This window comes from Streptomyces corchorusii (assembly GCF_001514055.1).
Taxonomy (GTDB): domain Bacteria; phylum Actinomycetota; class Actinomycetes; order Streptomycetales; family Streptomycetaceae; genus Streptomyces; species Streptomyces olivaceoviridis.
This window is the reverse complement of record NZ_KQ948357.1, coordinates 171,747-187,622: the sequence shown is the minus strand read 5'-3', so window position 1 is coordinate 187,622 and position 15,876 is coordinate 171,747. Positions and strand designations below refer to the sequence as shown.

Sequence of the window (15,876 nt, the reverse complement as noted above, 5' to 3'; positions counted from 1 at the left end):
GGTGATTCAGGTCACACCGGGAGGGGCGGGAAGGGTGATTCCGGTGCACGCGCGGGAGCGGGCCCGCGCCGGTCTACTCCTCGTCCAGGCCGCGCTCGATCGCGTACCGCACCAGCTCCACCCGGTTGTGCAGCTGGAGCTTGCCAAGGGTGTTCTGCACGTGGTTCTGCACCGTGCGGTGGGAGATGACGAGGCGTTCGGCGATCTGCTTGTAGCTCAGGCCCTTCGCCACCAGCCGCAGCACCTCCGTCTCCCGGTCCGTCAGCCGGGGCGCGCCCGGTTCGTCGGCGTCCGGCGCGGGCGCGGGCTCGGCGGCCAGCCGCCGGTACTCGCCGAGGACCAGCCCGGCGAGGCCCGGCGTGAACACCGGGTCGCCCACGGCGGTACGGCGCACCGCGTCCAGCAGTTCCTCGGTGGAGGCCGACTTCAGCAGATAGCCGGTCGCTCCGGACTTCACCGCCTCCAGCACGTCCGCGTGCTCGCCGCTCGCCGAGAGGACGAGGACACGCAACGCCGGGTTGTGGCCGACGAGTTCCTTGCACACCTGGACGCCGGGCTTGGCGGGCAGGTTGAGGTCCAGCACGAGGACGTCGGGGGCGGCGGCCCTGGCACGGCGCACCGCCTGCTCGCCGTCGCCGGCGGTGGCGACCACCTCGAAGCCGGACTCGGCCAGGTCACGGGCGACCGCGTCACGCCACATCGGGTGGTCGTCCACCACCATGACCTTGATCGGGTCCTGCTGTGTCATCGCTGCTCCGCCTTCTTCCCCCGCGCCCGCACGGCGCCCTTCGGTACCTTCAGTTCCACTTCCGTGCCCTGGCCGGGTACGGAGACGATCGCGGCGCTGCCGCCGAGGTCGCGCAGCCGGCCCCGGATCGACTGGGCCACCCCGAGCCGGCCCTCGCCCTCGGCCTGCGCCAGCCGGCCCTCGGGGATGCCGGGGCCGTCGTCCCGGACGGTGACGACGATCTCGTCCGGCTCGTCCTCCACCAGGATCCAGGCCCGGCCCTCCGCCCCCGCGTGCCGGCGCACGTTGTCCAGGGCGGCCCCGACCGCGGCGGCCACCTCGCGGGCCGCGGCCGACGGCAGCAGCACCGGGGCGCCGGGCTCGGCGAGGCTGACCCGGGCGCACGCGTACCGGGCGAGCAGGGAGCGCAGGTCGACCGGGCCGGCCGGGTCCTCCTCGTCGGGCTCCTCCACCGCGCGGACCACCGCGCCGGCCGCCAGGTCCTCCGAGACCCGGGACACCGGGACCAGGCCGCCCGACACCAGCGTGCGCAGCGCCACCTCCTGCTCCCCGGCCAGCCGGCCCAGCTCGGCCGCCTCGCCGCCGAGGGCCGCGCCCCGGCGCTTCACCATGGCCAGCACCTGGAGCACGCTGTCGTGGATGTCCCGGGCCAGCCGCTCCCGTTCCCTGGTCGCGGCCTCGATCTCCAGCGCGCGGGCGAGGGTGCGCTCGGAGGCGCGGGCCACCTCCACCACGTAGCCGATGGCGATGGAGGCCACCCAGACGAGGATCACGTTGTGCACGGTGTCCCGGGCCGGGTGGCCGCGCTCGACCAGGTTGACGGCGGCCACGGCCGTGGAGGCGACGGCCGCCCAGCGCCAGCCGCCCTTGAGGGCGAAGGCCAGTACCGCGCCCGCCGTCCATATCGACGGCAGGGTGGGGCCGCCGCCCGCGATCCGCTCGTGGCTGTCGGCGACCGGGGTGAGCAGGATGCCGACGAGGGCGACGGCCAGGTCGGCGGCGAGGAAGCGCCGGGTGCAGCTCGCCGCGCCCGCCACCTTGGGCAGGGTGGCGAGGGTCCACACGACCAGGACGGCGTAGTAGGCGACGGCGACCCAGGGCCGCACGAAGTGGTCGTACGCGGTGGCGCACAGGCCGATCGCGTACAGCATGGTCAGGACGCGGTAGCCGGCGAGCGCACGCCACAGCGGCAGCTCGACCGACATGCGCATGACGCGTTCACGCTTGGGCATGTCCCCCGGTTCCCCCCGGTTCCCCGTTGTGCCCCGTCTAGGACTCGGCCTGCTCCTCGCCGGCCTGCTCCGCCTCCTTGGCGGCCTTCGCCGCCTTCTCGGCCTTCTCCGCCTCCTTGGCCGCCTTCGCCGCCTCCGCGATCTGCCGCTTGGCGGCGGTCGCGTACATGTCGACGTACTCCTGGCCGGAGAGCTTCATGATCTCGTACATGACCTCGTCGGTCAGCGCCCGCAGCACGAACCGGTCCTGCTCCATGCCCTGGTACCGGCTGAAGTCCAGGGGCTTGCCTATGCGGATGCCGGGCCGCATCAGCTTCGGCACGACCTGGCCGGGCGGCTGGATCTTCTCCGTGTCGATCATGGCCACGGGGATGACCGGCGCGCCGGTGGCGAGGGCCACGCGCGCGAGGCCGCCGGGCTTGCCCCGGTACAGCCGCCCGTCGGGCGAGCGGGTGCCCTCCGGGTAGATGCCGAACAGCTCGCCGCGCTCCAGCACCTCTATGCCGCTCTTGATCGCCGCCTCACCGGCGCCGCGCGCCCCGGAGCGGTCCACCGGGAGCTGGCCGACACCCTTGAAGAAGGCGGCGGTGAGCCGGCCCTTCACGCCCGGGGTGGTGAAGTACTCCGCCTTGGCGATGAAGGTGACCTTGCGGTCCAGCATCACCGGCAGGAAGAACGAGTCCGAGAAGGACAGGTGATTACTGGCCAGGATGGCCGGGCCCGTGGCCGGAATGTTCTCCAGGCCCTCCACCCATGGCCTGAAGGCGACCTTCAGCGGCCCTCCGATGGCGACCTTCATCGCGCCGTACAACACCCGTGTGCCTCCTGTTTCCGTCGAACAGACCTTAACCCGGAGTACCGTCAATGAGCCCGACGACCCTGGTCGGTGTCAGTGCGGTCGCGTACGGTGAAGCACATGCCAGTTCTCCCCGGAGCCGAGCCGTACCGCCACGAGGGCGGTGAGGTGGGGGTTCTCCTCTGCCACGGCTTCACCGGCTCGCCCCAGTCGCTGCGCCCCTGGGCGGAGCACCACGCGGCCCACGGCCTGACCGTCTCCCTGCCGCTGCTGCCCGGCCACGGCACCCGCTGGGAGGACATGCAGCTCACCACCTGGCAGGACTGGTACGCGCAGGTGGACCGTGAACTGCGGCTGCTCGCCGAGCGCTGCTCCCGGGTGTTCGTCGCGGGCCTGTCGATGGGCGGGGCGCTGGCCCTCAGGCTCGCGGCCCGGCACGGCGAGCGGGTCGCGGGCGCGGTGGTCGTCAACCCGGCCAACAAGGTGCACGGCCTGTCGGCGTACGCCCTTCCGGTGGCCCGGCACCTGGTGCGGACGACGAAGGGCATCGCCAGCGACATCGCGAAGGAGGGCGCGGCCGAGCTGGGGTACGACCGGGTGCCGCTGCACGCGGCGCACTCGCTGCGGGTGTTCCTGCGCCGGCTGGACGGCGAGCTGCCCCGGGTCACGCAGCCGCTGCTGCTGCTGCGCAGCGCCCGGGACCATGTCGTCCCGGCGGCCGACTCGGCGCGGGTGCTGAGCCGGGTGTCGGCCACGGACGTCACGGAGATCGTGCTGGAACACAGCTACCACGTGGCGACGTTGGACAACGACGCGGACCGGATCTTCGAGGAGAGCCTCGCCTTCATCGGCCGGCTCGCACCCAGTGTCGGCAAGGAAGGGACGGCCGCAGTTGGCTGAGCACTACTCCGACCGTGAGGGCCGTGAGGACCGCGAGGGCCGTGAGGACCGCGAGGGCCAGGACGGCCAGGAGGCCCGGGAGCCGGACCGGCGGGAGGTGCCGTTCGACGAGGACGCCGCCTGGCGCGCCATCGTCGCCGGGTACGGCGAGGAGCCGCCGGACCCGCCGGGCGCCCGGCCCTTCAAGCCGGTCGAGGATCTCGCGCTGCTGGAGAAGAACGTGGCGAAGGACCAGGAGGGCGAGTCCCGCGGTGAGCCGGAGGACTCCGCGGACCGGCAGCCCGCCCGGCCGCTGGGCGGCTCGGTCTCCTTCGCGCCCGGCATCGGCCCGCGGGACTACACGGCGCCCGAGCCGTCCGACGACGACTTCGACGAGGACGACGAGGGCCACTTCGTGCCGCCGGAGCCGCCCCCGCTGCCGACCTCGGACACGACCGCCAGGTTCGCCTGGCTCGGCGTGGTCGGCGGCCCGGTCCTGCTCCTGCTCGCGGTGCTGCTCGGCTGGGACATGACCTGGTGGCTGGCGACCCTCGGCATCGGCGGCTTCCTCGGCGGCTTCGTGACGCTGGTGACGCGGATGCGGACGGACGACGAGGAGGACGACGACCCGGGGCGCGGCGCGGTGGTCTGAGCCGGCTCAGGCCGGGATCCTGACGGCGGCGAGGACCGGGAGGTGGTCCGTGGCCGCCCTCAGGTCCGCCTCGCGCACGCCCGGCTGGTCCAGAGGCACCCCGCAGCCCAGCACCTCGATGCCCTTGGTCGCGAAGACCGCGTCGATGCGCCGGCGGGGGTCGGCGGGCGTGGAGGTGAACTCGCCGCCCCAGGGAGCGGTCGCACGGCAGTCCTGGAGGGTCTCGGCGAGCCGGCGGAAAGTACGGCCGTCGGGGCCCTCGTTGAGGTCGCCGCCCGCGACGGCGTGCTCCACACCGAGTCCGGCAAGGCGGTCGAGGAGCAGGCCGCCCTGCTCGTGGCGCTCGTCCCGCTGGAGCGACAGGTGGCAGCTCAGCACGCCGAGGCGGGTGGCGCCGAACCGGACCACCGCCGTGGCGAAGCCGCGCCGGTGGAGGCCGGGGGTGAGCGGGAGGAGGACGTCCTCCGTGCGTTCGACGGTGGCGCGCAGGGAGCACAGGATCGCCGGCCCCGCCGCCGTGGCGCCGCCGGTGAGGACGACCTGCCCGGAGGCCGCGGCGAGCCGCGCCAGCTTCTTGCGCCAGCGGAAGAAGCGGGGGGCCTCCTGGACGAGGACCAGGTCGGGGGCGCAGGCGGTGATGACCCTCGCCAGAGCGTCCGTGTCGTCGCGCATCGAGCGGATGTTGTAGCTCAGGACGCGGATGACCGCGGAACCGTCGGGCTCTGTTGCGGAGTTGGGGAGCAGCGCCATGTGGATCAATGTACGCCCAGTGGGCAGGGGCGCGGGGACCGTGGGCGACCGCCGCATCCGTGGTGGCTCGTCGCGCCGTTCCTCGCGCCCCTTCGGGCACTACATGATCGGGTCGGGCTCCCGGGCCAGGTCCGCCGCGCCCACCATGCCCGCCTTGTTGCCCAGCTGGGCCGCGATCACATCGGCGACCGGACGCCAGTTGCCGCCGACCAGCCAGCGCTTGTACGACTTGCGGATCGGGTCGAGCACCAGCTCGCCCTCGTCGGACAGGCCCCCGCCGACGATGAAGGCGGACGGGTCGAAGAGGGAGGCCAGGTCGGCGAGGCCGGCGCCGGCCCAGCGGGCCAGCTCACGGTAGGAGTCCACGGCGACGGGGTCGCCCTGGCGGGCGGCCATGGAGATGTGCTTGCCCTCGATGCCCTCCGGGGTGCCGTCGCCCAGCGAGAGCAGCAGCTCGGCGTTCTCCGGGGTGGCGTTGGCGCGCTGCTTGGCGTAGCGGACCAGGGCGCGGCCGGAGGCGTACTGCTCCCAGCAGCCCTGCGAGCCGCAGCCGCACAGCAGGCCGTCCGGCACCATCCGGATGTGGCCGAACTCGGCGGCCACGCCGAAGTGGCCGCGGCGCAGCTTGTTGCCGATGATGATGCCGCCGCCGAGGCCGGTGCCGAGCGTGATGCAGATGACGTTGCGGTGGCCCTTGCCGGCGCCGAACTTGTACTCGCCCCAGGCGGCGGCGTTGGCGTCGTTCTCGACCACGACGGGGAGACCGGTGCGTGCCTCGACCTTCTCCTTGAGCGGCTCGTTGCGCCAGTCGATGTTCGGCGCGAAGTACACCGTGGAGCGCTGCCGGTTGACGTAACCGGCCGCGCCGATACCCACGCCGACGATCTCGTGCCCGGCGCGCGCGCCCTCCACCGCCGAGGCGATGGCGTCCACGATGGCCTCGGGCGTGGTGGGGGTCGGCACCTTGAAGGTCGAGAGGATGTTGCCTTCCTCGTCGACCACGCCGGCCGCGATCTTCGTGCCGCCGATGTCGACGCCGATGGTGAGTCCCATGAATCCCTCAGTTTCGGTCGAGCCCCGCTACGGCCAACCGTACCCGAGGCCCCGCCGTGCGAGGGTTTCAGTCCAGGTCGATGCGTTCTCCCGGGCCGGTGCCCTCGCCCGGGTCGCGCGGGTCCTTCCGGTCCCGCGCCGGGTCGGCCGTGCCGGCGGTCCAGCGGCGCTCCTGGGCCTGGACGGCGGAGCGGTAGGCGGCGAGCAGTTCGCCGCCGGCGGCGGCCAGGTGGTCGAAGACGTCCGGGTTGCGGTCTATGACGGGCTCGACGGCGGCCTTCGCCTGCTGGACGACCTGCCGCACCACCTGCTGGGCGGCGGGTCCGGCGAGGCCGCCGAGGAGCGGGGACTGGAGGCCGGCCAGTTTGTCGGCCACCGTGTCCACGAGCTTCTTCAGCTCCTCGGCCGCCGAGCCCGGCGGCGGGCCGTGCTCGGCGCGGCGGCGGGCCTGCTCGGCGGCGAGGTCCTCGGCGGCTGCCGTGGCCCAGGCGTCGGCGTCGGTCGCCTTCGCCGGCTCCTCCGGGGAAGGGTCGGATGCGGGAGGCTCTTCGCTCATGGCGGCTCCTGACTACGGTTCGCCTTTACGACGTTACCCGAACGGGCGTACCCGTTCACCGTCCGGCGGCGGGCCACAGATCCGGGTCCGGGGCGAACCGGATGCGCAGCTCGCCGTCCCGGAGCCCGGCGCCGGCGACGGTGCAGCGGCGCAGGGCGGAGGGCAGCGCGACGATCCGGCGGAACGGGCCCGCGGTGATCAGGAGTTCGTCGCCGCGCCGGATGAGGTCCAGCTCGTCCCGTATCGCGCCGGGCAGCGGCAGGTGCCAGACGAGCACGCCGTCCTCGGCGAGCCGGTCGGTGACAGGCCACCCGACCGAGGTGGTCGCCGGGTTGACGCCGGGCACGGCGAGGGCGGTGAGGTCGTCCGGGCCGTGCGGGTCGCGGCCGAGGTGCGGGACGGGGTGGACGTCGTACGACTCCCGCCAGTCGGCGAGCGTCTTGCGCTGCTGGGCCAGCAGCGAGGAGAGCCAGCTGTCGGGGGCGGTCTCGGGCAGGGCGCGGTTGGCGATCAGGGACTCGGTGCGCAGGGCGCGCAGGGCGAGGCCGAGGGTGGCGGCGCGGACGGCGTCGGCGCCGGCCGGGCCGGGCTCGGCGACCAGGCGCACGGCGGTGTTGCGGTCGGTGAGGACGGCCTCGACGGCGGCCAGTTCGACGTCCCAGCGGGCCGCCGTCTCGTAGAGCCAGTCGGCGGGCATGGGGACGCCGGCGAGGCGGCCGAGGACCGGGCGCAGGGCGCGGGCGGCCTGCCGTTCGGGCGGCAGGAGGCGGCGCAGGTAGCGGCGCAGTTCCTCGGGCAGGGCGAGCAGGGCGAGGGCCTGCGGGAGGGGCGGGAGGTCGACGACGAGGAGGTCGTACCGCTCGGACAGGGCCGCGTCCCGCAGCGCGCGCAGGAAGGACAGTTCCTCCGCGCCGGGCAGCGGGGTGACCTCCTCGGCGTCCAGGCGGGCGGCGCCGAGGAGGTCGAGGACGTTCGCGGCGCGGGTCTGGAAGGCGGTGAGGTCCTGCCGGAAGCGTTCGGCGGCGTCGGGCCGCCAGGCGCTGAGGTGCTCGGTGACCTCGGTGGGGACCGGTCCTGTCGCGGTGCCCAGGGCCGTGCCCGGGGTGTCCGTGCGGTCGGCGCTCAGCAGGAGGGTGCGGTGGCCCTCGCGGGCGGCTTCGAGCGCGGTGGCGGCGGCCACGGTCGTACGACCGCTGCCGCCGGGGCCCGTGATCAGGATGGTGCGCATGACGGTGAACGGTACCGCCGAGTGCGGGAGGCGGACGGGGGTGTCTACTTCTCCCCCGACTCCACCCTCTTCTTCAGACCCGCCAGTGCCCGGTCGATGATGACCTTCTCCGCCTTGCGCTTGATCATGCCCAGCATGGGGATCTTGACGTCGACCGTGAGCTGGTAGGTGACCTCGGTGGCGCCCGCGCCGGCCGGCTTCAGGAGGTAGGAACCGTCGAGGGAACGCAGCATCTGGGACTTGACGAGGGTCCAGGAGACCTCGTGGTCGCCGGTCCAGGTGTAGGCGAGGGTCTGGTCGTCCTTGATGGCGCCGGCGTCCATGACGAGGCGGACCTGTTCGGCGCGGCCCCGCTCGTCCGTGGCGAGGACGTCCGCCTCCTTCACCTCACCGGTCCAGTCCGGGTAGCGCGCGAAGTCGGCGATCACCGCCATGACGTCGGCCGGAGCCGCCTCGATCGTGATGCTCGAACTGGTGTGTTCCGCCATCGCGGTGGCTCCTCCAGATGCGGGCCGGGTGGGAGAGGTTCGTGTGCGCCGGGCTGCGCACGTGTGTGCAGCGTGAAGGCTACCGCGCCGCCGACCTGCCGCCTTCACCGCGCCTGCCGGAGCTCACCATTCGAGTGCCCAGGGCGTGCCGGTCCCGGCGAAGTGCCCCACGTTCACGCACTCGGTGGCGCCGATCCGCATCCGGCGGACCAGCGGCTGGTGCACGTGCCCGAACAGGGCGTACCGGGGCCGGGTGCGGCGGATGGCGTCCAGCAGGGCCCGGCTGCCCCGCTCGAAGCGGCGGGCCACGGTGTCGTAGACCAGTTCGGGCACCTCCGGGGGGATGTGGGTGCACAGGACGTCGACCTCGCCGACGGCCTCGATCTTCGCCGCGTACTCCTCGTCGCTGATCTCGTACGGGGTCCGCATCGGGGTGCGCAGGCCGCCGCCGACGAAGCCGAAGGTCCACCCGCCGATCTCCGCCCGCTGGCCGTCGAGGACCGTGGTGCCGGGCCGGGCGTACTCCGGCCAGAGCGTCGGCATGTCGACATTGCCGTAGGTGGCGTACGTCGGGGTGGGGAACGCGGCGAACAGCTCCGCGTACTGCTTGCGCACGGCCTTCTCGATGGCCGTGGCCCGGTCGGCGCCGATCCCGGCCCACAGCCGGGCGCCGAACGCGCGGGCCTCCTCGAAGCGGCGGGCGGTGCGCAGTTCGACGATGCGGTCGGCGTTCTCCTTGCCGAACAGGTCCGGGAAGATGCCGCGCGCGTGGTCGGCGTAGTCGAGGAAGAGGACAAGGTCGCCGAGGCAGACCAGGGCGTCGGCACCGTCGCCGGCCCGGGCCAGGTCGCGGGCGTTGCCGTGCACGTCGCTGACCACATGGACGCGGGTCCGCCGGGCGCCGGAACGTGTGGATGCCATGGCGATCAAGCGTAGGCGCGTGCGATCCAGGTGAACAGTGCCGGTCCGGCCTGCGGTTACTCGCCGGTCGGTTCGGCCGTGGACTACTGTGCGCGAAGGAACGCCCACGTGTGTGACGCAGCGAACATCTCGCCGGGACCCCCTGTCGTAGAAGCCATACCGGCGGGTAACGTCCGGGCAGTCCAGTCGTGCTCAGGATTTCAACATGTGCATCCTCATGTTGTACCGGAGCACCTGCCCGAGCCTTGGACCGCACCGTCGCATCGCACAACGTCGTGGCGCCGGCGCCCTATGAGGAGCAGCAGTCTTGCGCGAGTTCAGCCTTCCGGCTTTGTACGAGGTCCCCGCGGACGGGAATCTGACCGACATCGTCCGCAGAAACGCCGCGCAGCATCCCGACGTCGCCGTGATCGCCCGCAAGGCGAGGGGTGGCTGGCAGGACGTGACCGCCCGGGAGTTCCTGGCCGAGGTGCGCACGGCCGCCAAGGGTCTGATCGCCTCCGGGGTGCAGCCGGGCGACCGGGTGGGCCTGATGTCGCGGACGCGCTACGAGTGGACGCTGCTGGACTTCGCGATCTGGAGCGCGGGCGCGATCACCGTACCGGTGTACGAGACCAGCTCGCCGGAGCAGGTGCAGTGGATCCTGTCCGACTCGGGCGCCACCGCCTGCGTCGTGGAGCTGGACAACCACGTGGCGGCCGTGGAGGCGGTGCGCGAGTCGCTGCCCGCGCTGAAGCACGTCTGGCAGATCGAGGCCGGGGGCGTCGCGGAGCTGGGCCGGCTCGGGCAGGACGTGTCGGACGCGACGGTGGAGGAGCGCAGCTCGCTCGCCAAGGCCGACGACCCGGCGACCATCGTCTACACCAGCGGCACGACCGGGCGCCCCAAGGGCTGTGTCCTCACCCACCGCAGCTTCTTCGCCGAGTGCGGGAACGTCGTGGAGCGGCTGCGCCCGCTGTTCCGCACCGGCGAGTGCTCCGTCCTCCTCTTCCTGCCGCTCGCGCACGTCTTCGGGCGGCTGGTGCAGGTGGCGCCGATGATGGCGCCGATCAAGCTGGGCTGCCTCCCGGACATCAAGAACCTCACCGACGAACTGGCCTCGTTCCGCCCGACGCTGATCCTCGGTGTGCCGCGGGTCTTCGAGAAGGTCTACAACTCGGCGCGGGCCAAGGCGCAGGCGGACGGCAAGGGCGCGATCTTCGACAAGGCGGCGGACACCGCGATCGCCTACAGCAAGGCGCTGGACAGCCCGTCGGGCCCGTCGTTCGGCCTGAAGCTGAAGCACAAGGTCTTCGACAAGCTGGTCTACAGCAAGCTGCGCGCGGTCCTGGGCGGCCGGGGCGAGTACGCCATCTCCGGCGGTGCCCCGCTCGGCGAGCGGCTCGGGCACTTCTTCCGGGGCATCGGCTTCACGGTGCTGGAGGGCTACGGCCTGACCGAGTCCTGTGCGGCGACCGCGTTCAACCCGTGGGACCGGCAGAAGATCGGCACGGTCGGGCAGCCGCTGCCCGGCTCGGTGGTGCGGATCGCCGACGACGGCGAGGTGCTGCTGCACGGCGAGCACCTGTTCAAGGAGTACTGGAACAACCCGGGCGCGACGGCGGAGGCGCTGGCCGACGGCTGGTTCCACACCGGTGACATCGGCACCCTCGACGAGGACGGCTACCTGCGGATCACCGGCCGGAAGAAGGAGATCATCGTCACGGCGGGCGGCAAGAACGTGGCCCCCGCGGTGATCGAGGACCGGATCCGGGCGCACGCGCTGGTCGCGGAGTGCATGGTGGTGGGCGACGGGCGGCCGTTCGTGGGCGCGCTGGTCACCATCGACGAGGAGTTCCTGGGCCGCTGGTGCGCCGAGCACGGCAAGCCGGCGGGTTCCACCGCGGCGTCGCTGAAGGACGACCCGGATCTGCTCGCGGCGATCCAGGACGCCGTGGACGACGGCAACGCCGCGGTGTCGAAGGCGGAATCGGTGCGGAAGTTCCGCATTCTTCCCTCCCAGTTCACGGAGGAGTCGGGCCACCTCACCCCGTCGCTGAAGCTCAAGCGGAACGTGGTGGCGAAGGACTACTCGGCCGAGATCGAGGCGATCTACGCCAAGTGAGGGGCGGCGGTCCACGCCCGGTGATCCGGGCGGTGCCTCATGGCGCGGTGTCCTCGGCGAGGACCCGCGCCATGGTGCGTTCGGCGAGGGCCGTGATGGTGACGAAGGGGTTCACGCCGATCGACCCGGGCACGAGCGAGCCGTCGGTGACGTACAGCCGTGGGTACCCCTTCACCCGCCCGTAGGCGTCGGTGGCCCTGCCCAGCACGCAGCCGCCGAGCGGGTGGGGGGTGAAGTCGTCCGCGAAGACCTTGTCGCCGGAGCCGAACAGGTCGTACCAGCCGGTGGAGGCGTCGTACGAGAACGCCGCCCGCTCGGACCACGTCCAGCCAGAGGAACGTGGCGAGCGGGGCCTCGGTGCGGGTGCGGAACCACGGGGAGCGCTGGTCGGGGGCGGTGGTGGAGCAGAACACCTTGCCGTCGGCGCCGGCGGTGTTCCACAGCCGGCCCGTCTCCAGGACGAGCGTGCGGATGCCGGCCTGGCCGAGGCGGAGGGCGGCGACCGCGCCGCCGTATCCGGAACCGGCCACGATCGCGGGGGAGTTGTCGGCGGCGGCCGGTTCGACGGCCCGCGCGGACTGGAGACCGATACGGGTGAGACCGAGGGTGGCGGCGGTCTGCAGTGCGACCACCCCGAGGATGTGACGCCTCGTCAGTTTTGCTGTCATGCGGGCAGCATCGGCGGATCTGGTTCCGCCCAGAGTGCCGGCACGGTTCAGAGCAACGTCTTCAGCCGCTCCGCCAGCAGGTCCCAGCGCCACCTCTCCTCCACCCACCGGCGGCCCCGCTCCCCCATCCGGCGGCGCAGTCCGGCGTCGGCCAGCAGCGCCACGATCCGTTCGGCGGTCTGCTCCACCGAGCCGCCCCGCACCACCCAGCCCGTCTCGCCCTCCAGGACCGCGTCCGGGGCGCCGCCCGAGTCGCCCGCGACGACCGGCAGGCCGGTCGCCGACGCCTCCAGGTAGACGATGCCGAGTCCCTCCACGTCCAGGCCGCCGCGCCGGGTGCGGCAGGGCATCGCGAAGACGTCCCCGGCGCCGTAGTGCGCGGGCAGCTCGGACCAGGGCACGGCGCCCGTGAAGCGCACCGAGCCGGCCACCCCCGTCTCGTGGACGAGGCGGCGCAGGTCCTTCTCGTACGGTCCGCCGCCGACGATCAGCAGGACGGCGTCCGGCTCGGCGGCCAGGATGCGGGGCATGGCCCGGATCAGGGTGTCCTGGCCCTTGCGCGGGACCAGCCGGGAGACGCAGACGACCACCGGGCGGTCGGTGAGCCCGAGCCGGGCGCGGACCTCGTCGCCGCCGGAGCCCGGGTGGAAGGTCTTCTCGTCGACCCCCGGCGGCAGCTGCGCCATCCGCGAGGCCGCCTGAGGCGTGAGGGCGGTCGCTATCCGGGAGCGGGTGTACTCGCCGAGGTAGGTCATCGTGTCCGTGGACTCGCCGATCCGGCGCAGCAGCTGCCGGGCGGCCGGGAGCTGGGCCCAGCCGGCCTCGTGGCCGTGGGTGGTGGCCACCAGCCGCTCGGCGCCGGCCTTCCGCAGCGCCGGCGCCATCAGGCCCAGCGGTGCCGCCGCGCCGAACCACACGGACGCGCACCCGTGCTCGCGCAGCAGCCCGACCGCCCGCCGGGTGGCCCGCGGGGTGGGCAGCAGCATGGTCGTACGATCGCGTACGACGGTGAAGGGCTGCTCGGCGTCGAAGGCGGCGGTGGCCTCGGCGCCCTCCCGGCCGCGCTTCCAGGTGGAGGCGTAGACGACCAGCCGGCCGGGGTCCAGGCGCAGGGCCATGTTGTGCAGGAAGGCCTGGATGCCGCCCGGCCGGGGCGGGAAGTCGTTGGTGATGATCAGGGTCTTGTGCATCGCCGCCGACCCTACCGAACGGGGCGTTCGAGGACGGGCGCGGCCGAGCCTGTGGCATGCGCACAGGCGTGCACGACATCATGGACGCTCGCAGCGGATGCGAACGGCACGGCGATCGGCGCGGGAACCGGACGGCAGGGGGATCAGGTGGAGATGAAGGGTGCCGGGCGGTCCCTGGCATGGCTGCTCGCGACCTGGGCCGCCACCCGTGCGCTGCTGCTGCTGTTCGTGTTCCGGGTGTTCGCCTTCCCGGGCCCGGACGTCACCTCGGACGTGTCGGTGATCTACCGCGGCTGGTACGAGGTCCTGCGTCAAGGAACGTTTCCGCTGGACGACGTGACCTGGCAGTACCCGCCCGCCGCGGCCCTGCCCGTCCTCTCCCCCGGCGTCCTGCCCTTCCTGTCGTACGCGCACGCCTTCTTCGTGCTGGCCTGCCTCGCCGACGCCGTCGTGCTGGCCCTGCTGCGGTACGCGGGCGGACGGCCGGACCGGTCGCCGCGCGGGGCCTGGGTGTGGGTGGCGGGCGTGCCGCTGCTCGGGCCGACGGTGTACGCCCGCTACGACGTGATGGTGACCGCGGTGGCCGTGGCGGCGCTGCTGGCCGGGACCCGGCACCCGCGGGTGATGGGCGCCCTGACGGCCTTCGGGGCGCTGCTGAAGGTGTGGCCGGCGCTGCTGCTGGTCGGTGCCGTGCGGCGGCGGGCGTGGGCGGCGGCGGCGGTGACCGCGGCGGGTCTCGCGCTGCTGTTCGCGGTGTCCGTGCCGGGCGCCTTCGCGTTCCTGACCTTCCAGCGGGACCGGGGCACCGAGGTGGAGTCGCTGGGCGCGCTCGTCTTCCACGTGGCCCGGCACTTCGGCTGGCGGGGCGAGGTGCTGCTGAACTACGGCTCGATCGAGTTCCTGGGCCCGCACGTCGACCAGGTCAGCACGGCCGCGCTGGCGCTGACCGGTGCCGCGTTCGGCTGGCTGCTGCTGTGGCGGGTGCGCGCGACCCGGTTCGCGCCGCACACTCTCGCCGACGCGGCCCTGACGGCGGTGCTGCTGTTCACGGTGACCAGCCGGGTGATCAGCCCCCAGTACCTGGTGTGGCTGATCGGCCTGGCCGCGGTGTGCCTGTCGTACCGGGCGAGCCGGATGGGACCGCCCGCGCTGCTCTGCCTCCTCGCGTCCTTCGTGACGGTCCTGGAGTTCCCGCTGGGCTTCTCGCACGTGGTGACGAGCGACTGGTACGGGGTCACGCTGCTGGTGGTGCGCAACGGCCTGCTGGTCGCGGCCACGGTCACGGCGGCCCGCCGGCTGTGGCGCGCGACCGCCCCGCCGTCCGCGGCCACCCCGTTCGCGCCCCGGACCACCAGCGCGCAGGAGACCCCGGTGTCCTCCTGACGCCGAGCAGAGCGCCCTGCTCAGCCGAGGCGGGTCGTGAGGTAGTCGCGCCAGCGCGCGGTGAACTCCGCCGGTGTCGTCCCGAGCACCTTCTCCAGTGCCCCCCGCACCGCGCCCGCCCGCTTCTCGTGGGCGCCGACGGCCCGGTAGAAGGCGGCGAGCCGGTCCGCGCCCCACCGCTCGGCGATCATCCGGCAGGCCAGCCAGCCGCCCTCGTAGGCCCGCGCGAGCCGGCTCGGCTCGCTGGTGAAGGCGAAGTCCTCGTCGCCGGGGAGCGCGTCGGGCACGTCGCCGTCCTGGACGGACCGGGCCAGCTCCGGCGCGATCTCGGCCGGGGTGCGGCCGGTGCCCAGATAGCCGATCCAGTCGGCGTAGCCCTCGGAGAGCCACAGCGGGGTGGCGGCGGTGGTGTCCGCCCGGGTGGCGACATGGGTCGTCTCGTGGGTGAGGACGACCTGCTTGCCGGCGTCCCCGAGCACGGCGTACGCCTCCGGGTTGACCAGCACCCGGTCCGCCGGCGACCGGCCGGAGCCGCCCGACTCGCCCGTGGTGACGGCCGCGATGCCCCGGTAGTCGGCGGCGGGCGAGCCGAGCAGCGCCGCCATGCCCTGAAGGGACGGGGGGACGAGCACGACGATCCGGCGGCTCCAGTGGCGGCCCCACGCCCCGGAGACGGCGGGGACCGCCCGGTCGGCCAGCCGCGCGTACGTCCGCAGTCCGGCGGCGGACCACCCGGCGCCGAGCACCAGGCTGTGCGCGCCCTTGACGGCGGTCACCGTGCCCTGATCCCACAACTGCTGCCCGGCCTTCCGGGCGGGCTCGTCGGCGGTGACGTACCAGTGGCCGTCGGCCGCGCGGCCCAGGGTGAGGGTGCGGCGGGCGTCGACGGGGGCCCCGTCGTAGCCGGCGACGCGGTAGCGCAGGTCGGCGTCGGCGGTGGCGCCCGAGGGGGTGCGGCGCAGGGCGGTGACCCGGTAGCTCCAGGAGGACAGCGGGAGGGCGCGCAGCCGGGTGTACTCGGTGCGGGTGCCGGTCGCGCCGTACGCCGTCTCGTCGTGGCCGAGCAGGGCCGCCGCGCGCCGGTCGAGCAGCCGCTGCACCTCGGCCCGCGCGGAGTCGGTCACGGTGTGCCCGCCGCACCCGGCCAGCGGCAGCAGCAGGGCGAGCCCCACGCCCCCGATCTCCCACGCCCGCCTGCGACCAGCCATTTCCCGATCGTACGGCGCGG

Annotated in this window: 16 protein-coding genes; 4 read left to right on the top strand and 12 right to left on the bottom strand. The window is 73.5% G+C overall.

Features of this window, described 5'->3' with window-relative positions; all coding sequences use genetic code 11:
• Positions 1–73: 73 nt before the first annotated feature.
• The 3 genes from AQJ11_RS19355 to AQJ11_RS19345 are packed head-to-tail and all read right to left on the bottom strand — an operon-like array spanning position 74 to position 2,779.
• Complete coding sequence (locus tag AQJ11_RS19355; protein WP_059263862.1) at positions 74–748, bottom strand: response regulator; 675 nt, start codon at positions 746–748, stop codon at positions 74–76.
• Complete coding sequence (gene macS, locus AQJ11_RS19350) at positions 745–1,980, bottom strand: MacS family sensor histidine kinase (protein ID WP_059263861.1); 1,236 nt, start codon at positions 1,978–1,980, stop codon at positions 745–747. Before macS ends, AQJ11_RS19355 begins: the two co-directional genes overlap by 4 nt.
• A 37-nt stretch (positions 1,981–2,017) precedes the next feature.
• Positions 2,018–2,779, bottom strand: a complete 762-nt coding sequence (locus AQJ11_RS19345) for a lysophospholipid acyltransferase family protein (protein WP_041665926.1) — start codon at positions 2,777–2,779, stop codon at positions 2,018–2,020.
• Positions 2,780–2,896: 117 nt separating this feature from the next.
• On the opposite strand from AQJ11_RS19345, the gene AQJ11_RS19340 reads away from it, so the two are divergent.
• Both AQJ11_RS19340 and AQJ11_RS19335 read left to right on the top strand, forming a co-directional pair.
• A complete protein-coding gene (locus AQJ11_RS19340; RefSeq protein WP_059264031.1) occupies positions 2,897–3,676 on the top strand; it encodes an alpha/beta hydrolase in 780 nt (259 codons plus the stop codon).
• Entirely contained in the window at positions 3,669–4,307 is a 639-nt protein-coding gene (locus tag AQJ11_RS19335; RefSeq protein WP_059263860.1) for a hypothetical protein, read from the top strand. The genes AQJ11_RS19340 and AQJ11_RS19335 overlap by 8 nt, the downstream gene beginning before the upstream one ends.
• Before the next feature lie 6 nt (positions 4,308–4,313).
• Here the strand turns inward: AQJ11_RS19335 and AQJ11_RS19330 are convergent, their stop codons facing one another.
• The 6 genes from AQJ11_RS19330 to AQJ11_RS19305 form a co-directional block, all read right to left on the bottom strand.
• On the bottom strand, positions 4,314–5,057 hold the full coding sequence (locus AQJ11_RS19330) for an endonuclease/exonuclease/phosphatase family protein (RefSeq protein WP_059263859.1): 744 nt from the start codon (positions 5,055–5,057) through the stop codon (positions 4,314–4,316).
• A 99-nt stretch (positions 5,058–5,156) separates the two neighbouring features.
• Positions 5,157–6,110, bottom strand: a complete 954-nt coding sequence (locus AQJ11_RS19325) for an ROK family glucokinase (RefSeq protein ID WP_014672213.1) — start codon at positions 6,108–6,110, stop codon at positions 5,157–5,159.
• Between the two features lie 67 nt (positions 6,111–6,177).
• A complete protein-coding gene (locus AQJ11_RS19320) occupies positions 6,178–6,666 on the bottom strand; it encodes a DUF5304 domain-containing protein (protein WP_059263858.1) in 489 nt (162 codons plus the stop codon).
• Between the two features lie 55 nt (positions 6,667–6,721).
• The gene (locus AQJ11_RS19315) at positions 6,722–7,894 is read right to left on the bottom strand and encodes an ArsA family ATPase (RefSeq protein WP_059263857.1); all 1,173 of its coding nucleotides are present in this window, start codon (positions 7,892–7,894) and stop codon (positions 6,722–6,724) included.
• Positions 7,895–7,938: 44 nt separating this feature from the next.
• Positions 7,939–8,382, bottom strand: coding sequence for an SRPBCC family protein (locus AQJ11_RS19310; RefSeq protein WP_014672216.1), 444 nt, complete (start codon positions 8,380–8,382; stop codon positions 7,939–7,941).
• A gap of 123 nt (positions 8,383–8,505) precedes the next feature.
• The gene (locus tag AQJ11_RS19305; RefSeq protein WP_051009682.1) at positions 8,506–9,303 is read right to left on the bottom strand and encodes a metallophosphoesterase family protein; all 798 of its coding nucleotides are present in this window, start codon (positions 9,301–9,303) and stop codon (positions 8,506–8,508) included.
• Between the two features lie 307 nt (positions 9,304–9,610).
• On the opposite strand from AQJ11_RS19305, the gene AQJ11_RS19300 reads away from it, so the two are divergent.
• The gene (locus AQJ11_RS19300) at positions 9,611–11,407 is read left to right on the top strand and encodes an AMP-dependent synthetase/ligase (protein WP_059263856.1); all 1,797 of its coding nucleotides are present in this window, start codon (positions 9,611–9,613) and stop codon (positions 11,405–11,407) included.
• A 37-nt stretch (positions 11,408–11,444) separates the two neighbouring features.
• Here AQJ11_RS19300 and AQJ11_RS52690 read toward each other — a convergent pair whose 3' ends face one another.
• Together AQJ11_RS52690 and AQJ11_RS19290 are read right to left on the bottom strand one after the other, a co-directional pair.
• A complete protein-coding gene (locus AQJ11_RS52690) occupies positions 11,445–11,615 on the bottom strand; it encodes a GMC oxidoreductase (protein WP_425265011.1) in 171 nt (56 codons plus the stop codon).
• 507 nt (positions 11,616–12,122) lie between these two features.
• Positions 12,123–13,265, bottom strand: a complete 1,143-nt coding sequence (locus AQJ11_RS19290; RefSeq protein WP_059263854.1) for a glycosyltransferase family 4 protein — start codon at positions 13,263–13,265, stop codon at positions 12,123–12,125.
• 147 nt (positions 13,266–13,412) lie between these two features.
• Between AQJ11_RS19290 and AQJ11_RS19285 the strand changes: the two genes are divergently transcribed.
• Positions 13,413–14,648 carry a glycosyltransferase 87 family protein gene (locus AQJ11_RS19285; protein WP_059263853.1) on the top strand — a complete coding sequence of 412 codons (1,236 nt, stop codon included), beginning with the start codon at positions 13,413–13,415 and terminating at the stop codon, positions 14,646–14,648.
• 20 nt (positions 14,649–14,668) lie between these two features.
• Here AQJ11_RS19285 and AQJ11_RS19280 read toward each other — a convergent pair whose 3' ends face one another.
• Positions 14,669–15,856, bottom strand: a complete 1,188-nt coding sequence (locus tag AQJ11_RS19280; RefSeq protein WP_208616565.1) for a hypothetical protein — start codon at positions 15,854–15,856, stop codon at positions 14,669–14,671.
• Between the last annotated feature and the right edge of the window lie 20 nt (positions 15,857–15,876).

Bases quoted from the DNA above. Each gene is read 5' to 3' on its own strand.
- AQJ11_RS19355 (WP_059263862.1), bottom strand. From the start codon at position 748: ATGACACAGCAGGACCCGATCAAGGTCATGGTGGTGGACGACCACCCG.
- macS (WP_059263861.1), bottom strand. From the start codon at position 1,980: ATGCCCAAGCGTGAACGCGTCATGCGCATGTCGGTCGAGCTGCCGCTG.
- AQJ11_RS19345 (WP_041665926.1), bottom strand. From the start codon at position 2,779: ATGAAGGTCGCCATCGGAGGGCCGCTGAAGGTCGCCTTCAGGCCATGG.
- AQJ11_RS19340 (WP_059264031.1), top strand. From the start codon at position 2,897: ATGCCAGTTCTCCCCGGAGCCGAGCCGTACCGCCACGAGGGCGGTGAG.
- AQJ11_RS19330 (WP_059263859.1), bottom strand. From the start codon at position 5,057: ATGGCGCTGCTCCCCAACTCCGCAACAGAGCCCGACGGTTCCGCGGTC.
- AQJ11_RS19325 (WP_014672213.1), bottom strand. From the start codon at position 6,110: ATGGGACTCACCATCGGCGTCGACATCGGCGGCACGAAGATCGCGGCC.
- AQJ11_RS19320 (WP_059263858.1), bottom strand. From the start codon at position 6,666: ATGAGCGAAGAGCCTCCCGCATCCGACCCTTCCCCGGAGGAGCCGGCG.
- AQJ11_RS19315 (WP_059263857.1), bottom strand. From the start codon at position 7,894: ATGCGCACCATCCTGATCACGGGCCCCGGCGGCAGCGGTCGTACGACC.
- AQJ11_RS19310 (WP_014672216.1), bottom strand. From the start codon at position 8,382: ATGGCGGAACACACCAGTTCGAGCATCACGATCGAGGCGGCTCCGGCC.
- AQJ11_RS19305 (WP_051009682.1), bottom strand. From the start codon at position 9,303: ATGGCATCCACACGTTCCGGCGCCCGGCGGACCCGCGTCCATGTGGTC.
- AQJ11_RS19290 (WP_059263854.1), bottom strand. From the start codon at position 13,265: ATGCACAAGACCCTGATCATCACCAACGACTTCCCGCCCCGGCCGGGC.
- AQJ11_RS19280 (WP_208616565.1), bottom strand. From the start codon at position 15,856: ATGGCTGGTCGCAGGCGGGCGTGGGAGATCGGGGGCGTGGGGCTCGCC.